We start from the raw sequence: 25,505 nt of genomic DNA on the forward strand, positions 1-25,505 counted from the left end.
AGCTTAACGGGGAATAATAAAAGTAGATTTCTCTTCGCGGGTTCTCGTAATTAACTCGTCACCTGACATCTCATGGGCAACTACATCAAAATGAATTGGGTAGTTACCAGCCTCATTCGCTCCAACATCGGCGCTCACCTTGATCGGCATCAGAAGGTTGCTAGCTGGCCCAACCTCAATCTCGGTAACAATCTGCCCTTGTGAATTAAGCACTTTTAATCCATCCAAACCAAGCGCCTTTACCTGCACATTCATATTATTTTCAGATGCATTCATGATTTGAATGCGATAAATATTCTCAATCCTTACACCCTCGACCTCACGCGCCAATGCCCCACGATCACGCATCACATCAACCCTTAATGGGTTTCTGGTGGCGAGAGAAACTATAAAAGCGGCTGTAAGCACAGTGATAAAAGCGGTGTAGATCAATACGCGCGGGCGCAATATATGGCGAATCGCACTTTGATTGGACTCTTTATCCTCAATGGCACGCTCAGTCGTATAGCGAATGAGTCCTTTTGGATAATCCACTTTCTCCATCACTTGATCGCATGCATCAATGCAGGCGCCACAACCAATACACATATATTGCAAGCCATCACGAATATCAATGCCAGTAGGGCAAACTTGAACACAAATACTGCAGTCAACGCAATCGCCCAAACCCAGGGAAGTTAGATCTGCAGACTTGCTGCGACTGCCCCTTGGTTCGCCACGCACTTTATCGTATGTCACCAAGAATGTATCTTTATCTACCATCACGCTTTGGAAGCGTGCATATGGGCACATGTATTTACATACTTGTTCACGCATGAACCCTGCGTTACCCCAGGTTGCAAAGCTATAGAAGCACAACCAGAAAGTCTGCCATGGACCCAAAGACAGATGAATTAATGCAGAACCTAAGGTGCTAATTGGGGTGAAATACCCAATAAAAGTAAAGCCTGTCCAGAATGCGATCAATAACCATAGGAAATGCTTCGTAATCTTTAAACGCCATTTACGCAAACCCCAAGGCCACTCTTCACCATCCAAACGAATCCGCGCAAAACGGTCACCCTCGACCTTGCGCTCGATCCACATGAAGATTTCGGTATAGACGGTCTGCGGACAGGCATATCCACAAAATAAACGCCCTGCAACTGCAGTAAATAGAAATAAAGCGAGCGCAGAAAGAATCAATAAGAGGGTGAGATAAATCACGTCTTGTGGCCATAACACGAGGCCAAAGATGTAAAACTTGCGCTGGATTAAATCAAAGAGAACTGCTTGACGGCCATTCCAACTAACCCATGGCAGGCCGTAAAACAGCAGCTGAGTAGCAAATACCAGAATAAAGCGCCAGCGGGCAAAGAGCCCTGATACTGAACGCGGATAAATCTTTCGCCGGACCTCGTAAAGAGACTCCTCAATAACTTCTATCGGAACAGGTTTCCCACCCGGCGGAATATATGGCACTAATTACTAATCTTATTTAGCTGCAGCCGGTTGTTTACTGTTAGATAAACCCCAGACATAAGCTGTTAACACCTGGATCTTCTCAGGACTCAATACCTTGTCTTGAGCAGGCATCATTGCCATACGACCCTTAGTTACCGTTTCAATAATCGTCGCTTCTGAACCGCCATATAACCAAGTTTTATCAGTTAAGTTTGGTGCACCAATAGCAATATTTCCTTTGCCATCAGGGCCATGGCAGGCTACGCAGTTTGCAGCGAATACTTGTGCGCCACGAGCTGCTTTCGCATCATCTGCAGACAGACCTGAAAGGCTGCGTACATAGTTAGCAACATCCACAATTTGATTGCTATCCAGCTGTGGGAATGGAGGCATCACACCGCCACGTCCATAGGTAATGGATGCCTTGATATTTTCTGGTGAACCTCCATAGAGCCAGTCACCATCAGTCAAATTAGGGAAGCCTTTAGCGCCTCCAGCATCAGAGCCATGACACTGTGCACAAGAATTCAGGAAGAGGCGTTGACCCATTTCGCGGGCTTTAGGATCGGCCGCCACTTGCTCAATGTCCATCTTGACGTATTTCGCATAAACAGGCTTGAGCTCATCATTAGCATTAGTCATTGATTGCATTAGCGATCCATCAGTACTGTAGCCCAACACTCCAGGAAACGATCCAAGACCAGGGAATAAAACCAAATAAACCAATCCGAAGATACAAGAGAGCAAGAACATCCACATCCACCAACGTGGCAATGGATTATTTAACTCACGCAGATCGCCATCCCATACGTGACCCGTATCAGCAACCGCGCCATCGGCCGTATGCACAACCTTAGCTTTTCTTTGGGAGAACAAAAGCCAGATACACCAGAAAATTCCAACTAATGCAACTAAGGCGATGTAAGCACTCCAACCGCTGCTAAAAAAGTCACTCATGATTTGTCCTTACTAAATTCATCCGGAAGATCAAATGGAAGATCTGCTGATTCCTGATTTGCTTTCTTGCGCCCAGGAGACCAAGCCCACAAAACAATTCCTATAAAAAAGACAAGGCCTATTACTGTAGAAAATGCCGAGAGGTAGGGAGTAATCTGTTCCATTTGATTTAAGTAGTTTTAATTAATAACCTTGTTAATTACTTCGCTACAACTTCTTCGACAGTAATATAGCGACGCGTAATGCCCAACCCCTGAAGATAAGCAACTAAAGCATCTAACTCCGTCTTACCCTCTAACTCTGCAGGTGCATTTGCAATCATTTCATCAGTGTATGGAACGCCTAAACGACGCATAGCAACCATATGTGACTGAATAGAGCTTGCATCAGCTGCATTTTTTCCGAGCCAAGGGTAAGCAGGCATATTGGACTCCGGCACCACATCGCGCGGGTTGTTTAGGTGGATCTGATGCCAAGCATCTGAATAGCGTCCACCTACACGAGCTAAATCTGGGCCTGTACGCTTACTACCCCATAGGAATGGATGGTCATATACAGACTCGCCAGCCAATGAATAGGGACCGTAGCGCTCTACTTCAGAACGCAATGTCCGTATCTGCTGTGAATGGCAACCAACACAACCTTCACGTTGATAGATATCGCGACCAGCTAAACGTAAAGCTGTGTATGGAACAACGCCAGGACTAGGCTCAGTCGTAGTGTGCTGGAAAAAGAGCGGGACAATTTGCACCAACCCTGCGATCGATACGACCACGATCGTTGCAATAATTAACCAACCAACGTTTTTCTCAAGCGTTCCGTGGGAAAAGAATTTATTTTCGCTAGACATTTTCTTCTCCTTTTAGTGTTCAGCAACGGCCATTGGAATAGGCGCATTTACAAAAGTTTTACCCTGCACTGTTTTGAAGACGTTATACGCCATCAAGAACATGCCGCTTAGGTAGCACAATCCGCCCATCAAACGAATAACATAGAAAGGGAAAGTCGCTTTAACAGACTCGACAAAGCTATATGTCAAAGTGCCGTCTGGTTCAAACGCTCTCCACATCAAACCTTGCATAACGCCGGCAATCCACATTGCAGCGATATAGAGAACAACACCAATAGTGGCGATCCAGAAATGCAACTCGATCCACTTAGTGCTATACATCTCTTTTTGACCAACCAAGCGCGGGATCAGATAGTAGAGAGAGCCAATAGTAATCATGGCTACCCAACCCAAAGCACCAGAGTGAACGTGTCCAATAGTCCAGTCTGTGTAGTGAGACAAGCTATTCACTGTCTTGATAGACATCATGGAGCCTTCAAAGGTAGACATACCGTAGAAGGACAGTGCCACTACCAAGAATTTCAAGATCGGGTCACGACGCAATTTATACCAAGCGCCAGACAATGTCATGATGCCGTTGATCATGCCACCCCAAGATGGGGCTAGCAAAATTAAAGAGAACACAGTACCGAGCGACTGAGTCCAGTCAGGCAAAGAAGTGTGCTGCAAGTGGTGAGGACCTGCCCACATATACGTAAAATTCAAAGCCCAGAAATGGACAATCGACAAACGATATGAATAGATTGGACGCTCAGCCTGCTTTGGGATGAAGTAATACATCATGCCCAAGAAGCTAGTAGTCAGGAAGAAGCCTACTGCATTGTGACCATACCACCACTGAACCATCGCGTCTTGTACCCCAGCATATGCAGAGTAGGACTTCCATAATGTTGCAGGCATCTCTAAGTTATTAAAGATATGCAGAATGGCAATAGTCAGAATGTATGCGCCGAAGAACCAGTTCGAAACGTAAATATGTTTCGTTTTGCGCTTCATGATGGTGCCAAAGAAAACAACTGCATAGGCTACCCAAACTACAGTGATCAAAATATCAATCGGCCACTCTAGTTCAGCGTACTCTTTGGAAGTAGTAATACCTAACGGCAAGGTAATGGCAGCAGAAACAATCACCGCTTGCCATCCCCAAAAAGTAAATGCCGCTAACTTGTCACAGAAGAGTCGAACCTGGCATGTGCGTTGCACAATGTAGTACGACGTTGCGAATAGTGCAGAACCGCCAAAGGCAAAAATCACTGCATTGGTGTGCAAAGGACGCAAGCGACCATAACTCAACCAAGGAATATTAAAAGTGATTTCAGGCCAGATCAACTGGGCTGCGAGAATAACTCCCACGAGCATGCCAACAATTCCCCAAAGCACAGTAACGATGGCAAATTGGCTGACAACCTTGTAATTGAAGGTATCTTGATTACTCCCCACGGTAAGTCCCATGGTTTCTCCTTTTTTGTGACCAAACAGCGACATAATCCAAATAGACTGGATTAATTATCAAAGTAGAGCCCTAAGGGGGATTTGATCTATATCAAAAAGGGTGGGGCAAATTCAGGGGGTGTTGTGAAGATAAACCCTAGATTTCTCTAGGCCAATAGCAATGCGGCTATTTTTGAGAGTGTTCACTAACTTTTTGGGGCGCTGGAGTGTCATCATCCATCAAAATAGCGTGTCCAGGACCATCCAAATCATCAAATTGCCCGCTCTTAATGGACCAGCGCAAAATCCAAGCCAAAAGGCCGACTAAGACCAGCGATAAAGGGATGAGAAGAAATAGACTTTCCATCCCTCTAGTCTAAGCTTTTCGTAAACGCCAGGCATTTAAAGTCACCGCCAATGAAGAAAGCGACATTCCGATCCCGGCAACCCAGGGATTTACCAAGCCCATCATTGCGGCAGGAATAGCCAGCAAGTTGTAAGCTAAGGCCCACCATAAGTTTTCCTTGATGATTGCCTGAGTTTTATCAGCCAACAATAAAGTCTTGGCTAAAGGCTCTAGAGAGCTAGCAGTCAGAATTGCATCGGCTCCAGCAGCAGCTAATGGTGCACCAGCACCAACCGCAATAGAAATATCAGCACGAGCAAGCAAAGGTGCATCGTTCACACCATCGCCAATGGCCCATACAAAACGATTTTCTTTTTGCAGTCTTGCAATGTAGTCATACTTATCTTCAGGCGTACAGCCGCCTTGATAGTGCTGGATACCAACATGCTGAGCCCACCATACAACCGTGGCGCGATCATCACCAGAAACTAAATGCACTGCAATCTTTCTCGACTTCACTACTTTTAGAAATTGCTCTAATCCTGCTCTAGGCGTGTCCAAGAATACAAAGCTAGCTACCAATCCTTGCGCATCCGCTAAATGCACCTGACCGTATTGCCCTAATTGCGCACTCTGCTCTACCTCGAGCCATATGGCACTTCCCAAGCGATACTCGCCCGAACTTAATCCTTTTCCCAGTTGATTAATCACTGGTTCACTCAATGTAGGTAAAGATAAATTTTCAGCAGTAGCGGCACGCATCAAAGAAAGTGCCAACGGATGTCTTTGCCCTGCCTCCAATGCCGCAGCCAAGGCCAAGGCATCTTCACGTCGATAGCCCCCACGCAAATTAATGACCTCTTGCAATTCTGGCTGACCCATCGTTAATGTGCCGGTTTTATCTAACACTAAGTCAGTTGCTTTTACTAAACCCTCCATCACATGACCACGCACAATCAGTAAACCTAATTTAGTTACCGCACCTTGCGCTGCTGCCATAGCAGTTGGAACTGCTAGCGATAACGCACAAGGGCAACTAGCAACTAGAACAGAAACTAAAACTGTCCACGCACGACTAGGGTCAAAGTACAACCAAATAGCGGATGAAGCAAAGGCACCGAACAGTAAAAAAGCAACAAAATAAGCCGTCCACTTTTCAGCCAGACTCACCATGACTGGTTTAGCAAGTAATGCTTGATCTAATAAGGAAGCAATTCCAGCAATGCGGGTTGATTGCCCCACTGCCTCAATTCGCATGAACAATGGATTGAGAATATTGTGGGTACCGGCGTATACACGGTCACCAATCTTTTTCTCAACCGGCTTAGATTCGCCTGTGAGCAAAGACTCGTCTAAAGCACTCACATTTTCAATCAGGACACCGTCAGCAGGCACCACTTCCCCTGGAGAAACTCGTAATACTTCCCCAGGATTGCAATTAACCACGGGAACCACTTCAATTTCTTGTAATGCTGGATAGTTCAATGCCCGCTCACATGTTGCAGGCAGTTGTTTAGCTAAGGCTTCTGCTCCACCTTGCGCATCTTGTCTTGCTAATAGCTCCACATATCTGGCCGCCAAGATAAATGCCACAAACATGGTGATGGAATCAAAATAAGTATGCCCAACACCAGCAACTAAATTAATAGTGCCCGCAATAAATGCCAAAGCTAAAGCCAATGCAATAGGAACATCCATTCCCAACATATGCGTTTGCTTAAAAGACTGCACACTTCGCCAAGCCGCCTGGAATATTGGACCTGCTGAGTAGACCATCACAGGAACAGTCAATAACCAGCTAGTCCAACCTAAAAGAATCTCAAATTCCGGAGTAATGTCGGCGCCGACATACGTAGGCCAGGCATACATCATGACCTGCATCATGCCCAGCATTGCTACACCTAGTCGCAAAAGAAGGTGGCGCCTTTCCTTTTTAGCGCGATCTAATGATTGGGAGGGTTCAAATGGCCAAGCCTCATAACCAATGCGCTCAATTTCAAAAAGTAATCTTGCTAAGCTCGTTTTATCTGGAGAAAAACGAACCATTACTTTTTGAGTAACATAATTGATTTGCACATCCTTAACACCTGCATTACGACGTAAATGTTGCTCGCACAGCCAAACACAAGCTGCACATCGAATTTTTTCTAAACGTAAAGTGGTTTCAAGATCACCCTCCCCTCCAGATGGACGAGTGAAACGCCCTCGCAATGAAGGATCATCATAGGGCTTAAGCTTCTCCGGAATCTCATCACTTGCAAGATAGGCCGCCGGCTTATCACCCGATTGAGAACGTCTGGCATAAAAAACTTCTAGGCCTTCTCCATGAATTGTTTGCGCAATTGCCATGCAACCTGGACAACAGAATGGACGCGCCTCGCCACCCAGTTCCGCCTCAATGAGTTCCCCTGGGAGAATCTGGATTGAACAGTGATAGCAAACTAAAGCATTCTTCTTGCTCATCTGCTCATTTATCTGCTCATTTATCTGCTCATTCATCTGATTACTCATACGCGCACTGAACTACCCCAGCCCCTACGTCGCTCATAAATCACAAACAGAACACCCCACATGACTACGGCAACGTATGCCCATACCCAGGCAATTTGTGAAGTACGTGAACCGGAAATATCCAAAACAAAACCAAAAATGGCGGGGCCCAATAGACCACCACCAAACCCCATCAATGAGTGCAGGCCCATTGCAGCGCCCTTGATATTTTCTTGCGCACTAATTACCAAGCCTGCAGTGAGCGTTGAGGAATCTGCCATGATGAAAATAGCGTGCCCGATAGCCAAAGCAACAATCAACCACCACGACTGGCCAGTTGAGCAAGCGAATGCAATCCCTAATACCGCACTAGTTAGCATCACAATGCACACCCATTTTTGACGCCCTACTCTCAAAGCAATTTCATTACCCAATATAGAAGATGGCACGCCAAAGAAATTAATCACTCCAGCTAAAGTGGTTGCAGTCAGAAAGAAATCTTCGCCAGAAGCAACTGCACAAAAAGCAAAGAAGGCAACAATCCAGCTTCTTGAAGCAAAGAGTTCTAAAGTATGTGCGGTATATCCAAAAATAAAGCCTGATGCATTTTTGTCTTGTAAAACTAATTTCCATTTATCCACTGGAAAGATATCGTGCAGACGGATATTGATCGGCCCCTGCCATTTTTCATGCTGAAGCGCTGGAATTAGCAACAAGACAATCAGAAATGCGCTAAATGGGCCTAAGGCAATCAAACCAAATACATAGTGCCAACCAAGCGCATTCAAAATCCAACCAGAACACAAATACGAAAATCCAGTACCGATGCCAAAGAAGGCGGTATAGAACGCAATATGTCTAGTTAACTCTCCCGATTGGATGCGGTCTGACAAAATCTTGAGGCCTGGCATATAAGTACCAGCAAGACCAGCGCCATTCAACGCCATAAAAAGTAGGGCCGTCCAAAAGTTATAAGCCAACAGACTCATACCCAAAAGACCGCAGCTTGCTGTGAGACCACCTATTAAATACACCTTACGCGCGTCTACCCGATCTGTTAAAGCCGTAGCTAATGGAACGGCAAGCATGTAACCAAAGAAAAAAGCGCTCGCAATCAGACCTGACTGCAAATTACTGAGATGCCACTCTTCTTGCAAAGTCGTTAACACGACAGCATAGCAAGCAAAACCCAATAAAGCACAGGTTTGTGCCAAAAGCATAAGAGGGGTATAGCCAGCTGAACGAAAGCGCATAGTTAGTCAGTAGAAACGTGAACTCATTCTACTCGCCCAGAACGAATTAGACCCGCTACACTATTGAAAACAAGACGGAGACAGTATGAATAGCAAATCTTTGATAGTTCGTTTATTACAGATCGGGGCCGGCCTCATCATTAGCTTCGCAAGTACCCTGGCATCAGCGGATAGCTACCCCTCCAAACCCATTAAAGCGATTGTTCCTTTTGCACCTGGCAGTACAACCGATCAAATTGGACGCGCTTTTGCGGCAAAAATGTCTGAGTCATTAGGCCAGCCCGTAGTTGTTGAAAATCGCCCTGGCGCAAATGGCCTGATTGGTGCAGATTTTGTGGCCAAGGCCCCCGCAGACGGCTATACGATTTTGTTCGGAACCAATAGCACCAATGCCGCGCTGAAGAGCTTGGTTAAAAATTTACCCTATAACCAAGACACTGCCTTTACTCCCATTGGATTTTTTGGATCTGCTCCACTCATTATTGCCATCAATAATGATGTGCCCGCCAAATCACTCAATGGCTTTGTTTCTCTAGCCAAAGCTAATCCAGGAAAAATGACTTTTGCTTATGCAAGTACATCACAGCGCGTTTCATCAGAAATGCTGGCAAACTTTGCTGATATTAAAATGATTGGGGTCTCTTACAAGAGCGGCCCTAATGCTATGACTGATTTAATTGGCGGTCAGGTGAATATGTTCACATCCGACTTTGGGGTCTCATTACCTCAGGTACAAGCAGGCAAAATCCGTGGGCTAGCTGTTACCTCTTTGAAGCGCTCGCCGGCGATTCCCGAGCTACCTACAGTCAATGAAGCCCTAGGCATCAAAGGATATGAACTCATCTCATTCTTTGCGGCATTTGGGCCTGCAGGCATGCCAAAGGACGCTATTCTCAAGCTAAACCAAGCAATTAACAATGCGGCTAAATCAAAAGATTTGGCAGATCGACTTTCTGCAAATGGTTTTGAAACTCAGCCAGGAATGCCTGAGGCTCTTGGCCAAAAGATCAAACTAGAAACTGCTAAGTGGGCCAAAGCGATTAAAGAAGCTGGCATGGAGCCAGAATAAACCTAGCAGCGTTATTGTTGACTTCGATTTGGGGAGTCTTGAAAACCATTAGAGCGGTAAGTGAGAACCAAGGTATCACGATAACCATATTTTGCTAATGGCTGAATTGGGGTTGATTCATGAATCATGCGCTGATCATTCATTAACAAAAGAGACCAAGGTTGCGTGAGTGTGAAACGCAATCCTGCGGAGCCAGAGGTATCAAATATTCTGGTCTCGCCACCTTTAATACCCTCTCGACCTAATAAGAAGACTGCTACAAAATCAACGCCATCGCGATGAGCGCCTTCAGGCGTTGGACGTCCGATACCATCAGTAGTATCAATTCGAAATTGATGCGCCTCAACAAACCAAGTATTCACAGGCTTTAGGCTATTCAAGAGATGTGCAAGCCCGAGCAAGACAGATTGCCAAGCAGCATTACTTAATAACTCACCTTGAATAGGCTCAAACCAGCGCTCAATTCCACCATGCAATGCGTTGTAATCCAGTGATTGCCAGTGTGCGCGATGTGGAACCAAGGTGAGCTCATCGCCCTTAATCTCATAGCTAGCATGTCGACGAAAGCGATAGCGCCCACCATCTTTTAAATAAGGGTCGCGGGGCAAGTTTTCCCAATACTTGGTAAGAGTTTGAAGCTTGGATAGATCTACGTTGCTAAACTCAGCAACCGTCTCAGCGGACACCACTGCAAAGCCGTCATCACGCAAAGCTTGATCAATCTGCTTGAGGGGGGTCAGTGTTGGCGCAAGGCCAGTAATTGTCATGGGTCTATTTTAGGTCAAGCAGCAAAAATGCGTTAATCCAACTGTGCCCCAGATGCCCTCACAATTTTTGCCCACTTAGCCAACTCATCCTTTAGTAAAGCGCTCAACTTATTAGTTGGAACGGGTGCAAGATCCAAGCCCTGTGCAGATAGTTTCTCACGCACTTCTGATTTAGATAGGGTCTTCTCCATCGCTGCCTGTACCTTCTTTATTACATCCGCACTAACACCAACAGGGGCAAAGATGGCTACCCATACCTCACCAACACAATCAGGATAAGTTTCTGCAATCGTTGGAATTTCAGGCGCAGCACTAGAACGCTTCGCAGAGCTAATCGCAATCGCCTGAAGCTTCCCTGCTTTAATGTAGTTGAGTGCAGAGGGTAAGCTCGCAAATGCAAGTGGCACTTGTCCACCTAATACATCATTAATTGCTGGGGCTACTCCTTTGTAAGGAATATGTTGCATGTCAATACCAGCGCTCGCATTGAGCATGGCACCTAATAAGTGACTAATCGTGCCATTACCAGCTGATGCATATGACAACTCTCCAGGCCTCTTCTTAGCCGCAGCCACGACATCCGCCAATGTTTTATAAGGAGATCCTGGTGGAGAAACTAATACATAAGGCGTTGCTCCAATGTAATACAAAGGCACAAAATCATTTACAGGATCAAAGCCAGGATTTTTATACAAAGAAGGATTGATAGCTTGCGCACTATTAATGGTGAGCAGTAAGGTATAGCCATCCTTAGGTGAGCGTGCAACACTTTGGGTACCAATATTACCGCCAGCACCAGGTCTATTTTCAACCACAATCGAGGCGCCAATAGCTTCACCAAATGATGGTGCAATTAAACGCGCCACAATGTCGTTAGTGCCGCCTGCCGCCTGAGGCACCACCATGGATATAGGCTTGCTTGGGTAGGTCTGTGCCTGAACTCCAATAGAGGCAAGTAAGCCTAAAGCTAAAAATAGATGTTGAATTAGCCTACTCATATCTACATCCTTTTTAATGAACCAAATTTAGGCGGTGACGCACTTCACCCACATGCCCTTTGAGGTCGTATAGTTCTTTGGCATCCAACATGGATACCTTGATATTTCCAACGCGCCTCTCTATATCCTCAAGATCTTTGAAATTCTTTTCTTTTAACGCTGGATTTTGGGAATTCTTCTCAATCACCTTGAGCTCTTCATATACCTGAGCTAACTTCAAACGTAAGAAGAAGTTCTTGGTTGAAGGAATGTAAGTAAATAGCGGAATCAGAATAACCAATAGGGGAATCACAATTTTGACAAAGCGTCCCGCCCAAACTGCCGTCCAAAATGGTAAGTGGCGATGTAAGAATGAAGGTCCATCTTTTAAATAGATTTCTGCATCTACATGTAAAGGGAAATCCAAGCCTGAGCTAGATGGAAACTCACCCACTTTTTGTAGGCGAGAATAGGTTTTCAAAATATCATAGGAAGCCCCAAGCAAAAGCGATACCAAGGCCGGGCTGACATTATCATGGGCAACCAAAGTAGCAGTGGCTGCCATCACCTGAATATCTTGACGTGGTTGGTCAAACTCAATACTCAACAAGCCCCTAGGTACAACCACCTTAGAGAGATAGGTTAAGTTACGAGTGTAAGCATCCGCCTGATCAAAGTTCATCAAACGAATACCCGGAACAGAGTAAAACTTATGCAGAATTGGTGCCTCAGCTGCGGCCACAATAAATACTGCATCCAATTGGCCATTATTTAATTTTTCAATTGCGTCATCTGGCTTGAGTTTTTCTAGACTAATCTCATTTTCAGAAATGCCACTAGCTCGAAATAAATCTTTAGCGAGCACTAAAGTACCACTTCCTTCATTACCTATCGAAACTCTCTTACCTTTTAATTGGTTCAAGATAGTGAGTTGCCCGCCATCACTTTTGAATGCAGCATCTCGATACCACACCCAAATAGGCTCATAAAACATACCGGCTATCGAAACCAAATTTGGATATTCGGCAACATTAGCAACACCGCCCTGCACCATTGCAAAATCAACCCCAGACTTAGGATCATTTAAAAGGGTTAAGTTATCCAAGGTTCCACCAGTGGATCGCAAATGGAGATCAACACCCTCTTTAGCTATTTCCGTTTTTAGGCGTTCACCAAACTGGTAATAAAGCCCAGAAGGAAAGCCGGTGGCCATTTCAATCGACTTGGGAGGCGGAGGAACCAAGATCCAGAGTACGCCAAAGAAAATGATCAGTAGCGCAAAAAAGCTGATTACAAGGGCTATAGGGTTATAAATTTGTCTTTTGATGAAATTCATGGAAATCTCTTGTGTTTTTTGCATTATGCCCCGAGCAAAGCAATAGGCAAAGGTTTCAAAACAGGCCCAATAAATCACGATAAGATGATGCTTTTAAGCAGCCCTAAAGAACATGATGAATTCAGCAAAAACTAAGGTAGCCCTAGTCACCGGTGCGGGAACTGGTATTGGGCGTGCGGCTGCCAAAGCCCTCCTCAAGGGAGGCTATCAAGTGGTCCTTACTGGACGCAATCTAGATAGATTAGAAAAGGCTATTGCTGATATTGGCGGTAATCAAAGTAACTGTCTAGCGGTTGCTTGCGATGTTGGCAAACCCGATGAAGTCAAAAAGCTATTCACGGCACTTAGCAATAAATTTGGCCGCATTGATGTACTCTTCAATAACGCTGGTATTGGAGCCCCGGCCATACCAATGGAAGACCTGAGTTATGAGCAATGGATGAATGTAGTCAATGCCAACCTCTGTGGTGCATTCCTGTGCTCACAAGAAGCGATTCGTATGATGAAAGCGCAATCTCCACAAGGTGGCAGAATTATCAATAATGGTTCAATTTCTGCGCATGCACCTCGTCCAATGTCAGCACCCTACACGGCAACCAAACATGCCATCAGCGGCTTAACTAAAACCATTGCATTAGATGGGCGCCCTTTTAATATCGCGTGCGGTCAAATCGATATCGGCAATGCTGCAACAGAGATGACTGAACGTATGGCTGCTGGAATCCTGCAGGCAGATCAATCGATTAAGGTAGAGCCACGCATGGATGTTGATCATGTTGGTGAGGCTGTACTGCATATGGCCCAACTGCCACTCGAAAGCAATATTCTGTCGATGACCATTATGGCAACCAACATGCCGTTTGTGGGTAGAGGCTAAAACCTTACTGGCGAACTTGGTCGACTAGTAGGCGAACATTGGTTGTGCCGACTTTAATTGTCTGCACTGAAGAGATTAAATCCCCCGCTTCCGGTTTCGCCATCCCAGTCTTAGAAATCCGCACCTCGATACTTGCCTCAGATAGTTGAGAAAGGGGTGCACTGGGATTCATGGCTAAGGAATCATTCAATGTAAAGCTCATAGGAAAGTTGGTTGCAGGCACTTTCAAGACAGCCACCGGCATACGCTCACCAGGTTTACGTGCAATCACCATCACAATGTCGCCAGGCTTAATCTTAGATTTAAGATCAGCAGACAATTCAATCTTACCGCTAATACCATTTCCGGTTGAAGCAATCGGCGCTGAGCTATTTAGGCCACCCTTAGAGCGCGCCTCAGCAATGGATTCTTGAATAGCACGCGCCTCATCCGTATTGGGCGGGAGTTGTTGCGCAAGCTTCTCCCAGGACTGCAACGCTGCCTTGTAATTTTTAGCGTTATAAGATGCGGTTCCAGAAAGCCAAAGTGCCATCATGTTATTGGGGTCCAGCTTTAATGCCTGATTAATCAACTGCGAAGGCTTCCCAACAAAACTCCCATTTGCATTGCTTGCCAAGATATCTGCATAGTCGGCTAACAATTGCGGATCAGAATCAATAAAGCTACCAGCACGTGCGTACGCTTTGGCAGCATCCTCATCACGGCCCAAGATTCGATAGGAGCGAGCTAACATCGCCCAGCCCTTTAAGTTGCCAGGATCTTTTTCCATTTTGATGGCAAATTCAGCCACCATTTTTTCGACACCCTCTTGGGTGACTGGTTTTTCAGAATTGTTTTGGGCTACCCGAACAACATCCCCCAAGGAGAAATACAGTGCCGATGAGAGCAACGCGATAAAGATACAAAGGCCGATTGCAGTCTTCTTTGAAGAGCCCGCAACCTCTCGGTCATCCTCTTCAATAGTGTCTTGAAAGAGTCTCTGACGCATTTCAGCATGCGCAATTTCATAATCAGTTGAAGTGATTGCACCAGCTTTATATTCAAGCTCTAATTTATCCAACTCTTCTCGGTATATGGTGGCATTCATCTGACGACGCGATGTCGACGAGCTCTTCGCGGGAAAGATGAATGGGTGCAGCAATAGCACCAATACCAGAACCAGGAGTAAAAAGGCGGGGATCAAAAAGCTAGTCACTTATTTCATCCCTCTTTCTTATCGCTTGCATTTAATAGTGCATCGATTTTTTGATTATCAGCATCAGTCAGCGTGACATTAGGCAGGCTGCTATCTCTACGTCTTAAATACATTAATAAACCAGCAATGCCCAGACCCAAAATAACAAATGGGCCAATCCATAGCAACCAGGTCACTGGCTTGACTGGCGGACGATACAGTACAAAATCGCCATAGCGCTCGACCATAAACGAGCGGATTTGATCATCGCTCTTACCCTCTTTGATCAATATGCGAATTTCACGACGCAAATCATTGGCTAAATCCGAGCGCGAGCCTGCCAATGACTCGTTCTGACACACCAAGCAGCGCATTTCTTCTGAAATACTAATAAGACGCTGCTCTGTTACAGGGTCATCTGCGAGTGGTGCAGCATCTTTGGCAAACACGCTGCCTAAACTAAATAAGCAAACGGCGATTAATAAAATCAGCCTCATGATTTCTTTAACTCACTTAGCATAGGATAAATTTTTTGATTCAATAAATCCATTGTTAACGGGCCAATGTGTTTAAAGCGAATCACCCCGGCCTTATCGATGATGTAAGTCTCAGGCACACCATAGACACCGTAATCAATACCAACACGCCCATTGCCGTCAAAAGCAGAGAGTAAATAAGGATTACCTTGTTTTGCCAGCATTGCCAGAGCATCTTCACGCTTATCTTTGTAATCCAAACCAATCACTGGCGCTATTTGGGACTTAGCAAGCTCAACCAATACCGGATGTTCTTCACGACAGGCTACGCACCAGGATGCCCAAACATTCAGAATCCACACTTGACCCTTCATGCTTGCTGGCGAGAACGTTTTATTGGCATCAGCCAATTGAGAAACTTCAAATGCAGGGGCAGACTTATTAATTAATGGTGAAGGTACTTCATGTGGATCACGATTTAAGCCAATCGCCAAGAAGACTACTAAGCCTACAAATAAGATCAGGGGGATTAAAAATTTTGCTTTCATACGAACTTGCTCTTTAACTTCAGTCGATAGCGCTTATCCGACATAGCCAACACGCCACCTAAAGCCATCAACAAGCAACCGCCCCAAATCCAATCCACGAAAGGCTTGTAGTAAACGCGTACAGCCCAGGATTGATCGCTGAGTTCTTCACCTAGCGATACATAAATATCGCGGGTAAGCCCAGCATCGATCGCCGCTTCAGTCATTGGCATCGTCGATGAAAAATAGCTTCGCTTCTCAGGATAAAGGCTGATCTGTTCGCTACCATTTTTAGACAGCAGAAATGTGCCGCGCATTGCCTGGTAATTTGGGCCGCGAGCAGCGCTAACTCCCTGCAGCTGGATTTGATATCCGCCAACACTAATTGTATCGCCGGCTGACATGCGCACATCTTTTTCTTCTTGATAAGCGCCGACCATTGTGACGCCAATCACAAATACCGCAATACCTAAATGCGCCACCTGCATACCAATAAAAGAACGGGTTGGTTTACCGGCTTTAGCTTGGCGAATAATTTGCATGCAGCCCGAAGCGATTACCCAAAATGCCAACATGAAGCCCATGCCTGCAAGCCAAGTAAATTGGCCCATGATTAAGGGAATTCCAACGCCTGCAATCAGAGCGACTGCGCCTGCAATCCATAAGCGCTTGATGATGCTGATTAAATTACTCTGCTTCCAGCTTGCCCATGGACCGATACCCATCAATACCAGCAATGGCACCATGATGGGCACGAATACGCTATTGAAATAAGGAGGGCCTACAGAAATCTTACCTAGATGCAAAGCATCAATCAGCAATGGATATAGGGTGCCCAGTAAAACAGATCCGGCAGAAACCACTAAAAAGACATTGCCGAGCAAAATCAATGTTTCTCTGGAGCTCAAACTAAATTTGCCGCCCATCGAACTCTTAGGCGCACGCCATGCGTAAAGCATCAGAGACGAACCAACGACGAGTGATAAGAAGATCAGAATAAAGATGCCGCGCCTTGGATCGGTTGCAAACGCATGAACTGAAGTTAGAACACCCGAACGAACCAAGAAGGTTCCTAGTAGCGATAAAGAGAAGGCGGTAATTGCTAAGAGCACAGTCCAACTCTTAAAGCCACCGCGCTTTTCAGTAACAGCTAAAGAATGTAATAAGGCAGTACCCACGAGCCAAGGAATAAACGAGGCATTCTCAACGGGGTCCCAAAACCACCAGCCGCCCCAACCCAATTCGTAATAGGCCCACCATGAACCCAAAGCAATACCGAGGGTCAGGAAAACCCAAGCAGCGGTTGTCCAAGGACGTGACCAACGAGCCCAGGCGGCATCTAATCTTCCAGACAATAAAGAAGCAATTGCAAATGCAAATGCCACTGAAAAACCAACATAACCCATGTACAACATTGGCGGATGAAATACTAAGCCCGGATCTTGCAAGAGTGGATTTAATGAGCGGCCATCTTGAGCAGCAGGCAATAAACGCTCAAACGGATTTGAGGTTGTTAAAACAAACAGGAGCAAGCCACTAGTGACCAGCCCCAAAACACCAATGACTCGCGCCACCATAAAGTCATCTAATGCTTTCGAAAGCTGAGCAACCAAAATGGTCCAGGTAGTCAGCAAGAAAATCCACAATAAAAGCGATCCTTCATGACCACCCCATACTGCGCCTAACCGATAAATCACTGGTAGTTGTGAATTGGAGTGCTCAGCAACATAGAGTAAAGAAAAATCATTGGCGTAAAAACTCCAGGCCAAGATTCCAAAAGCAATCGCCAGCAATAAGAAAACCGTTTGCGCAGCAGGTCTTGCTAATACTAGCCAATCACGTCGGCCATAGTGCGCGCCTAGTAATGGCAAAACCCCCTGAATACAGGCAATACAAAGCGCCAGAACTAGTGCGTAATGTCCAAACTCCGGAATCATTTATTCGTTCCGTTTTTTTGAGCTTGCTCTAAAGCATGTTTTGCTTCAGGAGGCATGTAGTTCTCGTCATGTTTAGCCAATACTTCACTGGCAATAAATTCACCATTCGCATTCATACGGCCTTGGATCACGGCACCTTTACCTTCCTTAAACAAATCAGGAAGGATGCCTGTATAGGCTACTGGAATATCTTTCACCAGATCAGTAATCACAAAGTGCACGGTTAGGCCATCGCGCTTTAAAGAGCCGTCTTTTACCATGCCACCAATTCGGAAAGCCTGACCTTGAGGCGCTTTGCCTGCTGACACTTCACTTGGGGTGACGTATAAAGCAATATTACTATTAAGCGCATTCAAAATTAAAAGTGCGGCTACACCAATTACGATCAGCGCTGCAACAATCATCAATGCACGTTTATGTCTAGGCTTCACTTACTAATCTCTTTATCAAACTGCTCAGCTAATTGCTCTTGCTTCAACCGACGTACGATTGCTCTAAATCGAGCACGCACCATGAGGGATTCCAATATCAATACCAGCGCACAAACACCAAAACTACTCCAGACATACAGTGCGTAGCCGCCCATGGCAAAAAACTCAGAAGGGCTATTCCACATCAGATTTTCACCTCAATTGATTGTCTCACCCAATCAGCATGGGCTTCACGTTCCAAAATGATTGCCCTCACTCGCATTAAGGTGACTGCAATGGTGTACATCCAAAGACATAAAGCCATCAACAGCATTCCCCAGAGCATGGTTTGTGCCATCGCCGGGGCTTTTGTGAGAGAAACGGAGGCGCCTTGATGCAAGGTGTTCCACCATTTCACTGAGAAATAAATGATCGGTACGTTTACAACACCTACCAAAGCCAAAATGGCGCTCGCCTTATCGGCACGGCGAGGATCATCAATCGATGCTCGCAAGGCAATAAAGCCCAAATACAGAAAGAGAAGAATTAACTCTGAAGTCAGCCGAGCATCCCAAACCCACCAGGCACCCCACATGGGCTTGCCCCAGAACGCTCCGGTCCACAGAGATAGAAATGCCATCCAAGCACCTATAGGGGCAAGAGCCTGCGCCATCATGGCAGACAAACGGGTATTCAAGACTAGTCCTAATCCTGCCCATGTAGCCATAACTAAATAAATAAACATCGACATCCAGGATGCGGGCACATGAATAAAAATGATGCGATAGCCCTGCCCTTGCACAGCGTCTACCGGCGCAACAAAGAAACTTACCCACAGACCAGCAGCACCAAATAGAAAAGCCAATACCCAGAAGAATGGGATGAGCTTACCCGCCACCGGATAAAAAGTGCTGGGGCTAGATAACTTAAACCAGTTAACTAAGCGGTGATTAGAAAAAGTATTTATCGGATTCATTCAATTGCAATCTTTACAGCAGCACTACTTACCCAAGGAACAAATGCTAAAGCCAAAATCAATAATGCGCCAAGCAATGAAAAATGGCCTGACGTATCCAAACCCACACTATTAGCATATACGGCGCCAGCGCCAAAAATGAGAACCGGAATATATAAAGGCAATATCAATAAGCTTAATAACACGCTGCCGCCTCTGACACCCAAGGTTAAGGCTGCACCTATGGAGCCTAGCAAGGATAGCACTGGGGTACCTAATAATAGAGTTCCCATCAGTACATACAAAGAGCTAGCATCCAGATCAAACTGAATGCCGATGATCGGGGCTAAGAGCACGAGTGGTAGCCCACTCACCATCCAATGGGCAATAATTTTTCCAGTTACGAACAAGACCATAGGCTGCGGTGACAGGGCAAGCTGCTCTAAAGCGCCATCTTGATAATCGGCAGCAAACATCCGCTGCAAGCCTAATAGAGTAGACAGTAAGGCTGCAACCCAAAGAACGCCTGGAGCAATCTTACGCAGCAAAGCAGCATCCGCACCAATACCTAATGGAAACAAACTAGTCACCACGACAAAAAAGAAGAGGGCCGTAAGTACCTCGCTCTTGCGGCGCATGACCAAGAGCAAATCACGGCGAATGATTGCGAGCAGAGCGTTCATAGGTCTAGCACCCTCACACGCGAAAGATCCACTGCTTGATGGCTAGTCAGTACCACTAGACCACCTTGCTCCACATGCTCTGCTATTAACCCTTGCAAATCTTGAACGGCACGAATATCCAGCGCATTGAATGGCTCATCCAAAATCCACAGCTTCGCTTGACGTGTCAACATACGCGCCATTAAGACTCGACGCTTTTGTCCAGCCGATAAACAACTGACCGGCAGGCTCTCGCGCCCACGCAAACCAAAACGCCAGAGCGCTGCTAAAGCCTTATCACCTGGCAAATGAATGTCGTCCAGCACTGCATATAACTGTAGATTTTCCAATGCAGTGAGATCCTCTTTCAGAGCATCACGATGCCCCAGGAATAAAAGCTCCCGATGATATGTAGAAGGGTCTTTAGTGATTGACTGATGATTCCAACGAACCTCTCCCGTCTCTGGTTTAGAAAGTCCCGTCAGGAGTCTTAAGAGGCTAGTTTTTCCAACCCCGTTCTCGCCGCGCACATGTAGGCACTCTCCAGCCGTTACTGTGAGATTCAGATTCTGAAATAATTGTCGCTCCCCACGAATACATGTCAGCGCACGAGCTTCGAGCGTCAAATGTGGTGTATTGGAAGAGGAATGAGTATCAGCTGTCATGTGGACTTGGGGCTTGAATCAACCACCCATGGCATTGTCCAAGAGCCCCTAAGAGCTGTCAAACCAGCAAAAGTGGAATTAAAGGAATAATCCCTTTTAATTCAATTACTTATGTAATTATAAACCGAGTCGGCCGAGAATGAAAAAACTACCCGTAGGTGGTTTTTTCAGATGACATCAGCCCAACAAAAGGAATTACTCCTTTTTAGAGCCCTCAATAGCAATCATGATGGTTACATCGTCACCCACGTTCGGCGCGTATTTACCCATATTGAATTCTGTGCGCTTCACTTTTGTTTCAGCATTGGCACCGCAATAATCAGCACCAGACATTGGATGTTTTTTACACTCAAAATTAGTGATATTCAATGTAACTGGCTTGCTTACACCCTTCAATGTCAACACCCCTTTTAAAGCAACTGGCTTGTCGCCTTTAAAAATCATATCGTTTGATTGAAAGCTAGCAGTTGGAAACTGTGTAGTCGATAAGAAATCTTCACCCTGGATGTGATTATTGAATACAGTCGATCCTGTATCGACAGATTTCGTATCAATGGTGATATCTGCACTGCCTTTTTTAGCTGCTTGATCAATCGCTACAGTTCCAGCAACTGCATTAAAGCGACTGGTCTGCTTAGAGAATCCTAAATGGTTATATTCAAACTGAGCAAAGGTGTGGTTAGCATCAGTAGCATAAGTTACTGGCGCAGCAAAAGCAGAGCTAAGGCCAATAGTTGTAAATAAAGCGATAAGTAATTTTGATTTCATGTAATTCTCCTGATTAAAAATTGAGTAAGTAAGTTAATTTGTAAAACTATTTTGGATTTAAGACTAAGTGAACATTGACTGGCACCTCATTAGCGACTGCAGAAGTGTCTGCCCAGTTTCCAGCACCCAAGCCAAAATCCAACCTCAGCACCTGAAAGCTAGCATCAAAGACCATCTGCTTGCCTTGCAGCTGATACTTCACGGATATCAACAGTGGCGCAGCTTTGCCCTTGATGGTTAGGGTTCCATGGGCATCCAAACTATTGGGGCCCGTAATCTTTACAGCATCCGTTACATAGCTGGCAGTTGGAAAGAGCTTTGTACTGAACCAGTCTTTTCCTTTTGCCTCTTCTTGCAACTCTTCCCCACCAGCATTAAAACTTGAGATTTCAATAATGAGGTTAGCCTTCGCTTTTTCTGGCTCGTCTGGGTTAAATAAAACCTTCCCAGAAAATTTTCCAAAACTTCCAGAGATTTTTGAACCCATTAATTTGCTTGTAAAAGTAATTTTACTTTTCGCGGCATCAATAGATGAATACTCCACTGCATAAGCCGAGCTTGCAGCGCTAATAAATAGCATCGCCAATAAAGCCTGTGCCAACATTCCTAAATGAAATGAAAATTTACTTTTCACGGGTAGACCCTCCAAAGGTCATACGACTTAATAAGCCATCTTTATCGATAAATTGATGTTTTAGAGCAGCCAAAATATGAAGTCCAACCAAAGCTATTAATCCATTAGCCAAAAACTCATGGATCTCCTTCAACTGATGGCCAAGTGCCTTATCTTTATCTACCAGATCCGGTAATTCAAATAAGCCAAAGTAGTTGACGGTATAGCCCTTAGCAGAACTCATTAACCAGCCCACAATCGGAATCAGAAGCATCAATAAGTACAGTGCAAGATGGGTTAGCTTCATTGCATGCTCTTGCCATGCTGGCATTGCGAGGTTTAATGCAGGAGCTGGGTGAATTGCGCGCCACAATAAGCGCAGAACCACCAAAAAGAATATGGTGACACCAAGCCATTTGTGCCAGCTGATTCCTGTAATTCTGAGTGGACTCAATGGCATATCATCCACGGCAATTGCAATTGACCATGTTGCAAATATCAAGAGCGCCATCACCCAATGCAAGATGATGGCAACAGAGGTGTATCTGACTTTATCCATTATCCGCGCAACTGTTTGGTAATTTTTGCAACACGCTCGCCATACAGTCGTGCAGTCTCCAGATCACCTGCATTTACTTCGTCAGCACTTGCATCAGATGGTGTTTGCATCATTGCACCCGCAGATGAACCCACATAGTTAATATCATCACGCTTTGCAGCTTTCGAATTCGAAGGCATCAATCCAGTGCCAACCCAAAGACCAGAATGCTGCATAGCCAAAGTAAAGAAGTAATGTAGGGTTGAATGCTTATCACCATTCATTGTTGCTGAATTCGTAAAACCACCGAAGACCTTGTCTTTCCATTGTTGTGAAAACCATTGCTTAGAGCTAGCGTCAGCAAACTTCTTAAACTGCCAACTCACCGTACCCATATAGGTTGGAGAGCCAAACACAATAGCGTCAGCATCATTGAGTGTCGCCCATTGTGCATCAGTAATATTGCCCTCAGCGTTAATGGCAATCAATGTTCCATTAGCGCCTTTAGCAATAGCCTCAGCCTGCTTTACGGTGTGCCCATAACCACTATGAAATACAACAGCTACTTTACTCATCAATTTCTCCTAAAAAAATCTTGACTTGATGTTTATGATTTAAATGCGTCTCTCAGCAACCGCAATGACTCTTCTAATTGCTTTAATTCATTTGATGATAATTTCTTAAATGCGCCATTTAGATGTTCCAAATGCTCTGGAAATACTTTTTCAAATAATGACTGTCCAGATGCCGTTAAACCAATCAGCTGACTACGCGCATCTTCAGAATTTATCTGACGAAAAATGAGACCTTTTGCTTCCAAGCGCTCTAGCACTCCCGTTAACGTTCCCTTGGTCACCAGTGTTTTCTCACCCAACTCTTTACAAGACATCGGCAACTGATTACCCAACGTGGCAATCACATCAAACTGGGTCATCGTTAAACCCATTGCCGCTATGTGCGGAGCTGAATAACGCTCAAAAGCTTGATAGGCAGAAACGAGGTTTCTCAGGACGGGTAAAAAGTTCATAAATCCTATTTAAAGTACTAGTTAGAACTAATATAGTACTAATACGAACTATTTGCAATAAAAAACTAAGAAACCTTCAATTTATAGGGTTTAAAGCCAGTACTACATTGCAATTAGTAAGTGCTAGCTCACTAGGTTAGCCTCTGTTAGCTTCCTTGGCTAGCGCTTAGCGCACAGAGCGAGACACGCCCGCCTTTAGAGGGCTCTACTCCGGCTTGATGCCAGCACTCTTAATAATCTTGCCCCAGCGAATCGATTCCTTCTTTTGAAATGCTCCGAATGCCTCTGGTGTCATAGCGTAATACTTTGCGCCCTCTGCTTCCAACTTCTTTTGAACTGCTGGCTGCTGCATGATTTTGGCAACTTCATCGTGTAATTTTTTAACAACTACAGGTGGGGTACCTGCTGGAGCAAATAGACCAATCCAATTCTTTACATCAAATCCCGGCAAGGTTTCGCTAATACTTGGCAAATCTGGCATAGATGGATCTCGCCCTGCGCCAGTGACAGCCAAACCTCGCAACTTATCACTTTTGACGTAAGGAAGAATAGTAGGCATGGTTGCAAACATCACTTGAGTTTGACCCCCAATGAGATCAGTAATAGCTAAGGCATTCCCTTTATAAGGAATATGCGTCATGTCTACTTTTGCAGTCATTACAAAAAGCTCTCCAGCCAAATGACTAGCGGTACCGATGCCCCCAGAACCGTAAGAAACTTTTCCTGGGTTTGCTTTCAGATAAGCAATTAACTCGGCAACATTTTTAACGGGTAAATTTGGATTAACCGCTAACAAACCTTCTGCATCCAATACGAATACCACCGGCACAAAATCCTTCAGGGGATCATAGGGCATGTTTTTAACCAAGTAGGGATTAACAGCATGTGTGCCAATACTTCCCATGATTAAGGTGTAGCCGTCTGCTGGCGATTTAGCCACAAAGTCGGCACCAATATTTCCACCGCCACCTGCCTTGTTTTCCACAATAACTGGCTGCCCAAAAGACTCGCTCAAGCCCTGCGCTATGATGCGTGAGAATCCATCCGCAATCCCACCTGTGGCAAAAGGAGAAATGATTTTAATTTGGTGGTTCGGGTAAGTGCTTGCTTGGGCAAAGGTGTTTTGATAAGCAAACAAGCCGAGCATCAGAGTAAAGACGAATGTAATTTTTTTCATACTACTTTGCTACTGATCCGTGATGAATGGGTGCTGCACATAAGCCTTGAACTTGGTATTTCTGAATCAGATCATTCACCAGACCACTACGAATGCATTCTTCTACACATGCACTCAGAAAATCGATTGCCTCTACATTAGATTTATTGGTTGCGATTGCTTGCTGAATTCCAGTGAATTGACCCTCCAATATTCGCAAACCTGGATGTTTTTTTGCAAAGGCTACTAAGCCTGTCTTAAGGCCGGCCAGCGCATCTAAGTGCTCGCTAAGAAAAAGTTCATTACTTGCCTGGAGACTATCTGCGTGAACTAGAGAGGCATGCTTTAAATTTCTTTGTAACCAGTGATCGTACGCACTCTTAAAGAAAGATGCGATTCGAACCCCCGGTTGATCCACCTGAGCAATATCTTGTATTGGTGACTCATCAGACACCAAGTAAGTTGCCTCTAGCTCCGCATAAGCAGGAGTAAATATCACCTTTTGTGCACGTGCTGGATCAGATCCTACTAAAACAATTCCGCACCTACCGCTAGCGGCAGCATCAACCACCTCATCTTGAGTCTCAAAACCCTTTAGGTCTAATTTCACATCCATACGCTTTGCTATCGCGCGACAGATATCCGGCGCAATACCCGTAGGCTCTCCTGAAGACGTGCGACCAGTCACTAACAAGAAATTACCAAGATAGACGGCAGCAGAAAGTACACCGTGAGGGGCAAGCTGCGCCCTCACTTCAGAAGCAATTGAATTCAAAATTATCCTTAGGATTGAAAGTTAGA

The 25,505-nt window shown here is 45.3% G+C and carries 29 protein-coding genes; 2 read left to right on the top strand and 27 right to left on the bottom strand.

Translation table 11 applies throughout. The features are described from left to right. Window positions 1-3: 3 nt before the first annotated feature. From ccoG to ICN44_RS02495, 8 genes are all read right to left on the bottom strand, one after another. Complete coding sequence (gene ccoG, locus ICN44_RS02460; protein ID WP_370624851.1) at window positions 4-1,461, bottom strand: cytochrome c oxidase accessory protein CcoG; 1,458 nt, start codon at window positions 1,459-1,461, stop codon at window positions 4-6. Window positions 1,462-1,473: 12 nt separating this feature from the next. Beyond that, window positions 1,474-2,400 carry a cytochrome-c oxidase, cbb3-type subunit III gene (gene ccoP, locus ICN44_RS02465; protein ID WP_215361801.1) on the bottom strand — a complete coding sequence of 309 codons (927 nt, stop codon included), beginning with the start codon at window positions 2,398-2,400 and terminating at the stop codon, window positions 1,474-1,476. After that, window positions 2,397-2,564 carry a cbb3-type cytochrome c oxidase subunit 3 gene (locus tag ICN44_RS02470; protein WP_216262542.1) on the bottom strand — a complete coding sequence of 56 codons (168 nt, stop codon included), beginning with the start codon at window positions 2,562-2,564 and terminating at the stop codon, window positions 2,397-2,399. Before ICN44_RS02470 ends, ccoP begins: the two co-directional genes overlap by 4 nt. Before the next feature lie 35 nt (window positions 2,565-2,599). Continuing rightward, a complete protein-coding gene (ccoO, locus tag ICN44_RS02475; RefSeq protein ID WP_215320652.1) occupies window positions 2,600-3,250 on the bottom strand; it encodes a cytochrome-c oxidase, cbb3-type subunit II in 651 nt (216 codons plus the stop codon). A gap of 12 nt (window positions 3,251-3,262) precedes the next feature. Next, window positions 3,263-4,702, bottom strand: coding sequence for a cytochrome-c oxidase, cbb3-type subunit I (gene ccoN / locus ICN44_RS02480; RefSeq protein ID WP_216262543.1), 1,440 nt, complete (start codon window positions 4,700-4,702; stop codon window positions 3,263-3,265). Window positions 4,703-4,868: 166 nt separating this feature from the next. Next, window positions 4,869-5,048, bottom strand: coding sequence for a cbb3-type cytochrome oxidase assembly protein CcoS (gene ccoS, locus ICN44_RS02485; RefSeq protein WP_072583711.1), 180 nt, complete (start codon window positions 5,046-5,048; stop codon window positions 4,869-4,871). A 9-nt stretch (window positions 5,049-5,057) separates the two neighbouring features. Next, on the bottom strand, window positions 5,058-7,538 hold the full coding sequence (locus tag ICN44_RS02490; protein ID WP_255537347.1) for a heavy metal translocating P-type ATPase: 2,481 nt from the start codon (window positions 7,536-7,538) through the stop codon (window positions 5,058-5,060). Continuing rightward, the gene (locus ICN44_RS02495) at window positions 7,535-8,770 is read right to left on the bottom strand and encodes an MFS transporter (RefSeq protein ID WP_216262544.1); all 1,236 of its coding nucleotides are present in this window, start codon (window positions 8,768-8,770) and stop codon (window positions 7,535-7,537) included. The genes ICN44_RS02490 and ICN44_RS02495 overlap by 4 nt, the downstream gene beginning before the upstream one ends. An 85-nt stretch (window positions 8,771-8,855) precedes the next feature. On the opposite strand from ICN44_RS02495, the gene ICN44_RS02500 reads away from it, so the two are divergent. Continuing rightward, window positions 8,856-9,839, top strand: a complete 984-nt coding sequence (locus tag ICN44_RS02500) for a tripartite tricarboxylate transporter substrate binding protein (protein WP_216262545.1) — start codon at window positions 8,856-8,858, stop codon at window positions 9,837-9,839. 11 nt (window positions 9,840-9,850) lie between these two features. Here the strand turns inward: ICN44_RS02500 and ICN44_RS02505 are convergent, their stop codons facing one another. The 3 genes from ICN44_RS02505 to ICN44_RS02515 are packed head-to-tail and all read right to left on the bottom strand — an operon-like array spanning window position 9,851 to window position 12,919. Next, window positions 9,851-10,606, bottom strand: a complete 756-nt coding sequence (locus ICN44_RS02505; RefSeq protein WP_216262546.1) for a 2OG-Fe dioxygenase family protein — start codon at window positions 10,604-10,606, stop codon at window positions 9,851-9,853. Between the two features lie 32 nt (window positions 10,607-10,638). Beyond that, window positions 10,639-11,604, bottom strand: a complete 966-nt coding sequence (locus tag ICN44_RS02510; RefSeq protein WP_216262547.1) for a tripartite tricarboxylate transporter substrate binding protein — start codon at window positions 11,602-11,604, stop codon at window positions 10,639-10,641. Between the two features lie 13 nt (window positions 11,605-11,617). Then, complete coding sequence (locus tag ICN44_RS02515; protein ID WP_216262548.1) at window positions 11,618-12,919, bottom strand: TAXI family TRAP transporter solute-binding subunit; 1,302 nt, start codon at window positions 12,917-12,919, stop codon at window positions 11,618-11,620. Between the two features lie 115 nt (window positions 12,920-13,034). Here ICN44_RS02515 and ICN44_RS02520 point away from each other — a divergent pair, with 115 nt between their 5' ends. Beyond that, window positions 13,035-13,796, top strand: coding sequence for an SDR family oxidoreductase (locus ICN44_RS02520; RefSeq protein ID WP_216262654.1), 762 nt, complete (start codon window positions 13,035-13,037; stop codon window positions 13,794-13,796). A gap of 4 nt (window positions 13,797-13,800) precedes the next feature. Here the strand turns inward: ICN44_RS02520 and ccmI are convergent, their stop codons facing one another. The 16 genes from ccmI to ICN44_RS02600 all read right to left on the bottom strand — a co-directional run bounded on the left by ccmI (window position 13,801) and on the right by ICN44_RS02600 (window position 25,479). Continuing rightward, on the bottom strand, window positions 13,801-14,991 hold the full coding sequence (ccmI, locus tag ICN44_RS02525; RefSeq protein ID WP_216262549.1) for a c-type cytochrome biogenesis protein CcmI: 1,191 nt from the start codon (window positions 14,989-14,991) through the stop codon (window positions 13,801-13,803). A 5-nt stretch (window positions 14,992-14,996) separates the two neighbouring features. Next, window positions 14,997-15,467, bottom strand: a complete 471-nt coding sequence (locus ICN44_RS02530) for a cytochrome c-type biogenesis protein (protein WP_216262550.1) — start codon at window positions 15,465-15,467, stop codon at window positions 14,997-14,999. After that, the gene (locus ICN44_RS02535) at window positions 15,464-15,994 is read right to left on the bottom strand and encodes a DsbE family thiol:disulfide interchange protein (RefSeq protein ID WP_216262551.1); all 531 of its coding nucleotides are present in this window, start codon (window positions 15,992-15,994) and stop codon (window positions 15,464-15,466) included. The genes ICN44_RS02530 and ICN44_RS02535 overlap by 4 nt, the downstream gene beginning before the upstream one ends. Beyond that, entirely contained in the window at window positions 15,991-17,910 is a 1,920-nt protein-coding gene (locus ICN44_RS02540; protein ID WP_216262553.1) for a heme lyase CcmF/NrfE family subunit, read from the bottom strand. Before ICN44_RS02540 ends, ICN44_RS02535 begins: the two co-directional genes overlap by 4 nt. Continuing rightward, window positions 17,907-18,341 (bottom strand): cytochrome c maturation protein CcmE, encoded by a 435-nt coding sequence (ccmE, locus tag ICN44_RS02545; protein ID WP_072583721.1) that lies wholly within the window; start codon window positions 18,339-18,341, stop codon window positions 17,907-17,909. The genes ICN44_RS02540 and ccmE overlap by 4 nt, the downstream gene beginning before the upstream one ends. Beyond that, on the bottom strand, window positions 18,338-18,526 hold the full coding sequence (gene ccmD / locus ICN44_RS02550; RefSeq protein WP_216262554.1) for a heme exporter protein CcmD: 189 nt from the start codon (window positions 18,524-18,526) through the stop codon (window positions 18,338-18,340). Before ccmD ends, ccmE begins: the two co-directional genes overlap by 4 nt. After that, the gene (ccmC, locus tag ICN44_RS02555) at window positions 18,526-19,296 is read right to left on the bottom strand and encodes a heme ABC transporter permease CcmC (RefSeq protein ID WP_216262555.1); all 771 of its coding nucleotides are present in this window, start codon (window positions 19,294-19,296) and stop codon (window positions 18,526-18,528) included. Before ccmC ends, ccmD begins: the two co-directional genes overlap by 1 nt. Next, a complete protein-coding gene (gene ccmB, locus ICN44_RS02560) occupies window positions 19,293-19,958 on the bottom strand; it encodes a heme exporter protein CcmB (protein WP_216262556.1) in 666 nt (221 codons plus the stop codon). Before ccmB ends, ccmC begins: the two co-directional genes overlap by 4 nt. Beyond that, window positions 19,955-20,602: a cytochrome c biogenesis heme-transporting ATPase CcmA gene (ccmA, locus tag ICN44_RS02565; RefSeq protein WP_216262557.1), complete on the bottom strand. Its 648-nt coding sequence runs from the start codon at window positions 20,600-20,602 to the stop codon at window positions 19,955-19,957. The genes ccmB and ccmA overlap by 4 nt, the downstream gene beginning before the upstream one ends. A 195-nt stretch (window positions 20,603-20,797) precedes the next feature. Beyond that, complete coding sequence (locus ICN44_RS02570) at window positions 20,798-21,370, bottom strand: YceI family protein (RefSeq protein WP_216262558.1); 573 nt, start codon at window positions 21,368-21,370, stop codon at window positions 20,798-20,800. Between the two features lie 46 nt (window positions 21,371-21,416). After that, a complete protein-coding gene (locus ICN44_RS02575; RefSeq protein WP_216262560.1) occupies window positions 21,417-22,004 on the bottom strand; it encodes a YceI family protein in 588 nt (195 codons plus the stop codon). Further along, window positions 21,994-22,542: a cytochrome b gene (locus ICN44_RS02580; RefSeq protein WP_216262561.1), complete on the bottom strand. Its 549-nt coding sequence runs from the start codon at window positions 22,540-22,542 to the stop codon at window positions 21,994-21,996. Before ICN44_RS02580 ends, ICN44_RS02575 begins: the two co-directional genes overlap by 11 nt. Then, window positions 22,542-23,096 (bottom strand): flavodoxin family protein, encoded by a 555-nt coding sequence (locus ICN44_RS02585; protein WP_216262562.1) that lies wholly within the window; start codon window positions 23,094-23,096, stop codon window positions 22,542-22,544. Before ICN44_RS02585 ends, ICN44_RS02580 begins: the two co-directional genes overlap by 1 nt. Before the next feature lie 32 nt (window positions 23,097-23,128). Then, a complete protein-coding gene (locus ICN44_RS02590; RefSeq protein ID WP_216262563.1) occupies window positions 23,129-23,548 on the bottom strand; it encodes a MarR family winged helix-turn-helix transcriptional regulator in 420 nt (139 codons plus the stop codon). Between the two features lie 205 nt (window positions 23,549-23,753). Further along, on the bottom strand, window positions 23,754-24,725 hold the full coding sequence (locus ICN44_RS02595) for a tripartite tricarboxylate transporter substrate binding protein (RefSeq protein ID WP_216262564.1): 972 nt from the start codon (window positions 24,723-24,725) through the stop codon (window positions 23,754-23,756). 1 nt (window position 24,726) lies between these two features. Continuing rightward, window positions 24,727-25,479, bottom strand: a complete 753-nt coding sequence (locus ICN44_RS02600; protein WP_216262565.1) for a transporter substrate-binding domain-containing protein — start codon at window positions 25,477-25,479, stop codon at window positions 24,727-24,729. Between the last annotated feature and the right edge of the window lie 26 nt (window positions 25,480-25,505).

The sequence above is a fragment of the Polynucleobacter sp. JS-Fieb-80-E5 genome, from assembly GCF_018882015.1.
Lineage (GTDB): Bacteria > Pseudomonadota > Gammaproteobacteria > Burkholderiales > Burkholderiaceae > Polynucleobacter.

Bases quoted from the DNA above. Each gene is read 5' to 3' on its own strand.
- ccoP (WP_215361801.1), bottom strand. From the start codon at position 2,400: ATGAGTGACTTTTTTAGCAGCGGTTGGAGTGCTTACATCGCCTTAGTT.
- ICN44_RS02470 (WP_216262542.1), bottom strand. From the start codon at position 2,564: ATGGAACAGATTACTCCCTACCTCTCGGCATTTTCTACAGTAATAGGC.
- ccoO (WP_215320652.1), bottom strand. From the start codon at position 3,250: ATGTCTAGCGAAAATAAATTCTTTTCCCACGGAACGCTTGAGAAAAAC.
- ccoN (WP_216262543.1), bottom strand. From the start codon at position 4,702: ATGGGACTTACCGTGGGGAGTAATCAAGATACCTTCAATTACAAGGTT.
- ccoS (WP_072583711.1), bottom strand. From the start codon at position 5,048: ATGGAAAGTCTATTTCTTCTCATCCCTTTATCGCTGGTCTTAGTCGGC.
- ICN44_RS02490 (WP_255537347.1), bottom strand. From the start codon at position 7,538: ATGAGTAATCAGATGAATGAGCAGATAAATGAGCAGATAAATGAGCAG.
- ICN44_RS02495 (WP_216262544.1), bottom strand. From the start codon at position 8,770: ATGCGCTTTCGTTCAGCTGGCTATACCCCTCTTATGCTTTTGGCACAA.
- ICN44_RS02500 (WP_216262545.1), top strand. From the start codon at position 8,856: ATGAATAGCAAATCTTTGATAGTTCGTTTATTACAGATCGGGGCCGGC.
- ICN44_RS02505 (WP_216262546.1), bottom strand. From the start codon at position 10,606: ATGACAATTACTGGCCTTGCGCCAACACTGACCCCCCTCAAGCAGATT.
- ICN44_RS02510 (WP_216262547.1), bottom strand. From the start codon at position 11,604: ATGAGTAGGCTAATTCAACATCTATTTTTAGCTTTAGGCTTACTTGCC.
- ICN44_RS02515 (WP_216262548.1), bottom strand. From the start codon at position 12,919: ATGAATTTCATCAAAAGACAAATTTATAACCCTATAGCCCTTGTAATC.
- ICN44_RS02520 (WP_216262654.1), top strand. From the start codon at position 13,035: ATGAATTCAGCAAAAACTAAGGTAGCCCTAGTCACCGGTGCGGGAACT.
- ICN44_RS02530 (WP_216262550.1), bottom strand. From the start codon at position 15,467: ATGAGGCTGATTTTATTAATCGCCGTTTGCTTATTTAGTTTAGGCAGC.
- ICN44_RS02535 (WP_216262551.1), bottom strand. From the start codon at position 15,994: ATGAAAGCAAAATTTTTAATCCCCCTGATCTTATTTGTAGGCTTAGTA.
- ICN44_RS02540 (WP_216262553.1), bottom strand. From the start codon at position 17,910: ATGATTCCGGAGTTTGGACATTACGCACTAGTTCTGGCGCTTTGTATT.
- ccmD (WP_216262554.1), bottom strand. From the start codon at position 18,526: ATGTGGAATAGCCCTTCTGAGTTTTTTGCCATGGGCGGCTACGCACTG.
- ccmC (WP_216262555.1), bottom strand. From the start codon at position 19,296: ATGAATCCGATAAATACTTTTTCTAATCACCGCTTAGTTAACTGGTTT.
- ccmB (WP_216262556.1), bottom strand. From the start codon at position 19,958: ATGAACGCTCTGCTCGCAATCATTCGCCGTGATTTGCTCTTGGTCATG.
- ccmA (WP_216262557.1), bottom strand. From the start codon at position 20,602: ATGACAGCTGATACTCATTCCTCTTCCAATACACCACATTTGACGCTC.
- ICN44_RS02570 (WP_216262558.1), bottom strand. From the start codon at position 21,370: ATGAAATCAAAATTACTTATCGCTTTATTTACAACTATTGGCCTTAGC.
- ICN44_RS02580 (WP_216262561.1), bottom strand. From the start codon at position 22,542: ATGGATAAAGTCAGATACACCTCTGTTGCCATCATCTTGCATTGGGTG.
- ICN44_RS02585 (WP_216262562.1), bottom strand. From the start codon at position 23,096: ATGAGTAAAGTAGCTGTTGTATTTCATAGTGGTTATGGGCACACCGTA.
- ICN44_RS02590 (WP_216262563.1), bottom strand. From the start codon at position 23,548: ATGAACTTTTTACCCGTCCTGAGAAACCTCGTTTCTGCCTATCAAGCT.
- ICN44_RS02595 (WP_216262564.1), bottom strand. From the start codon at position 24,725: ATGAAAAAAATTACATTCGTCTTTACTCTGATGCTCGGCTTGTTTGCT.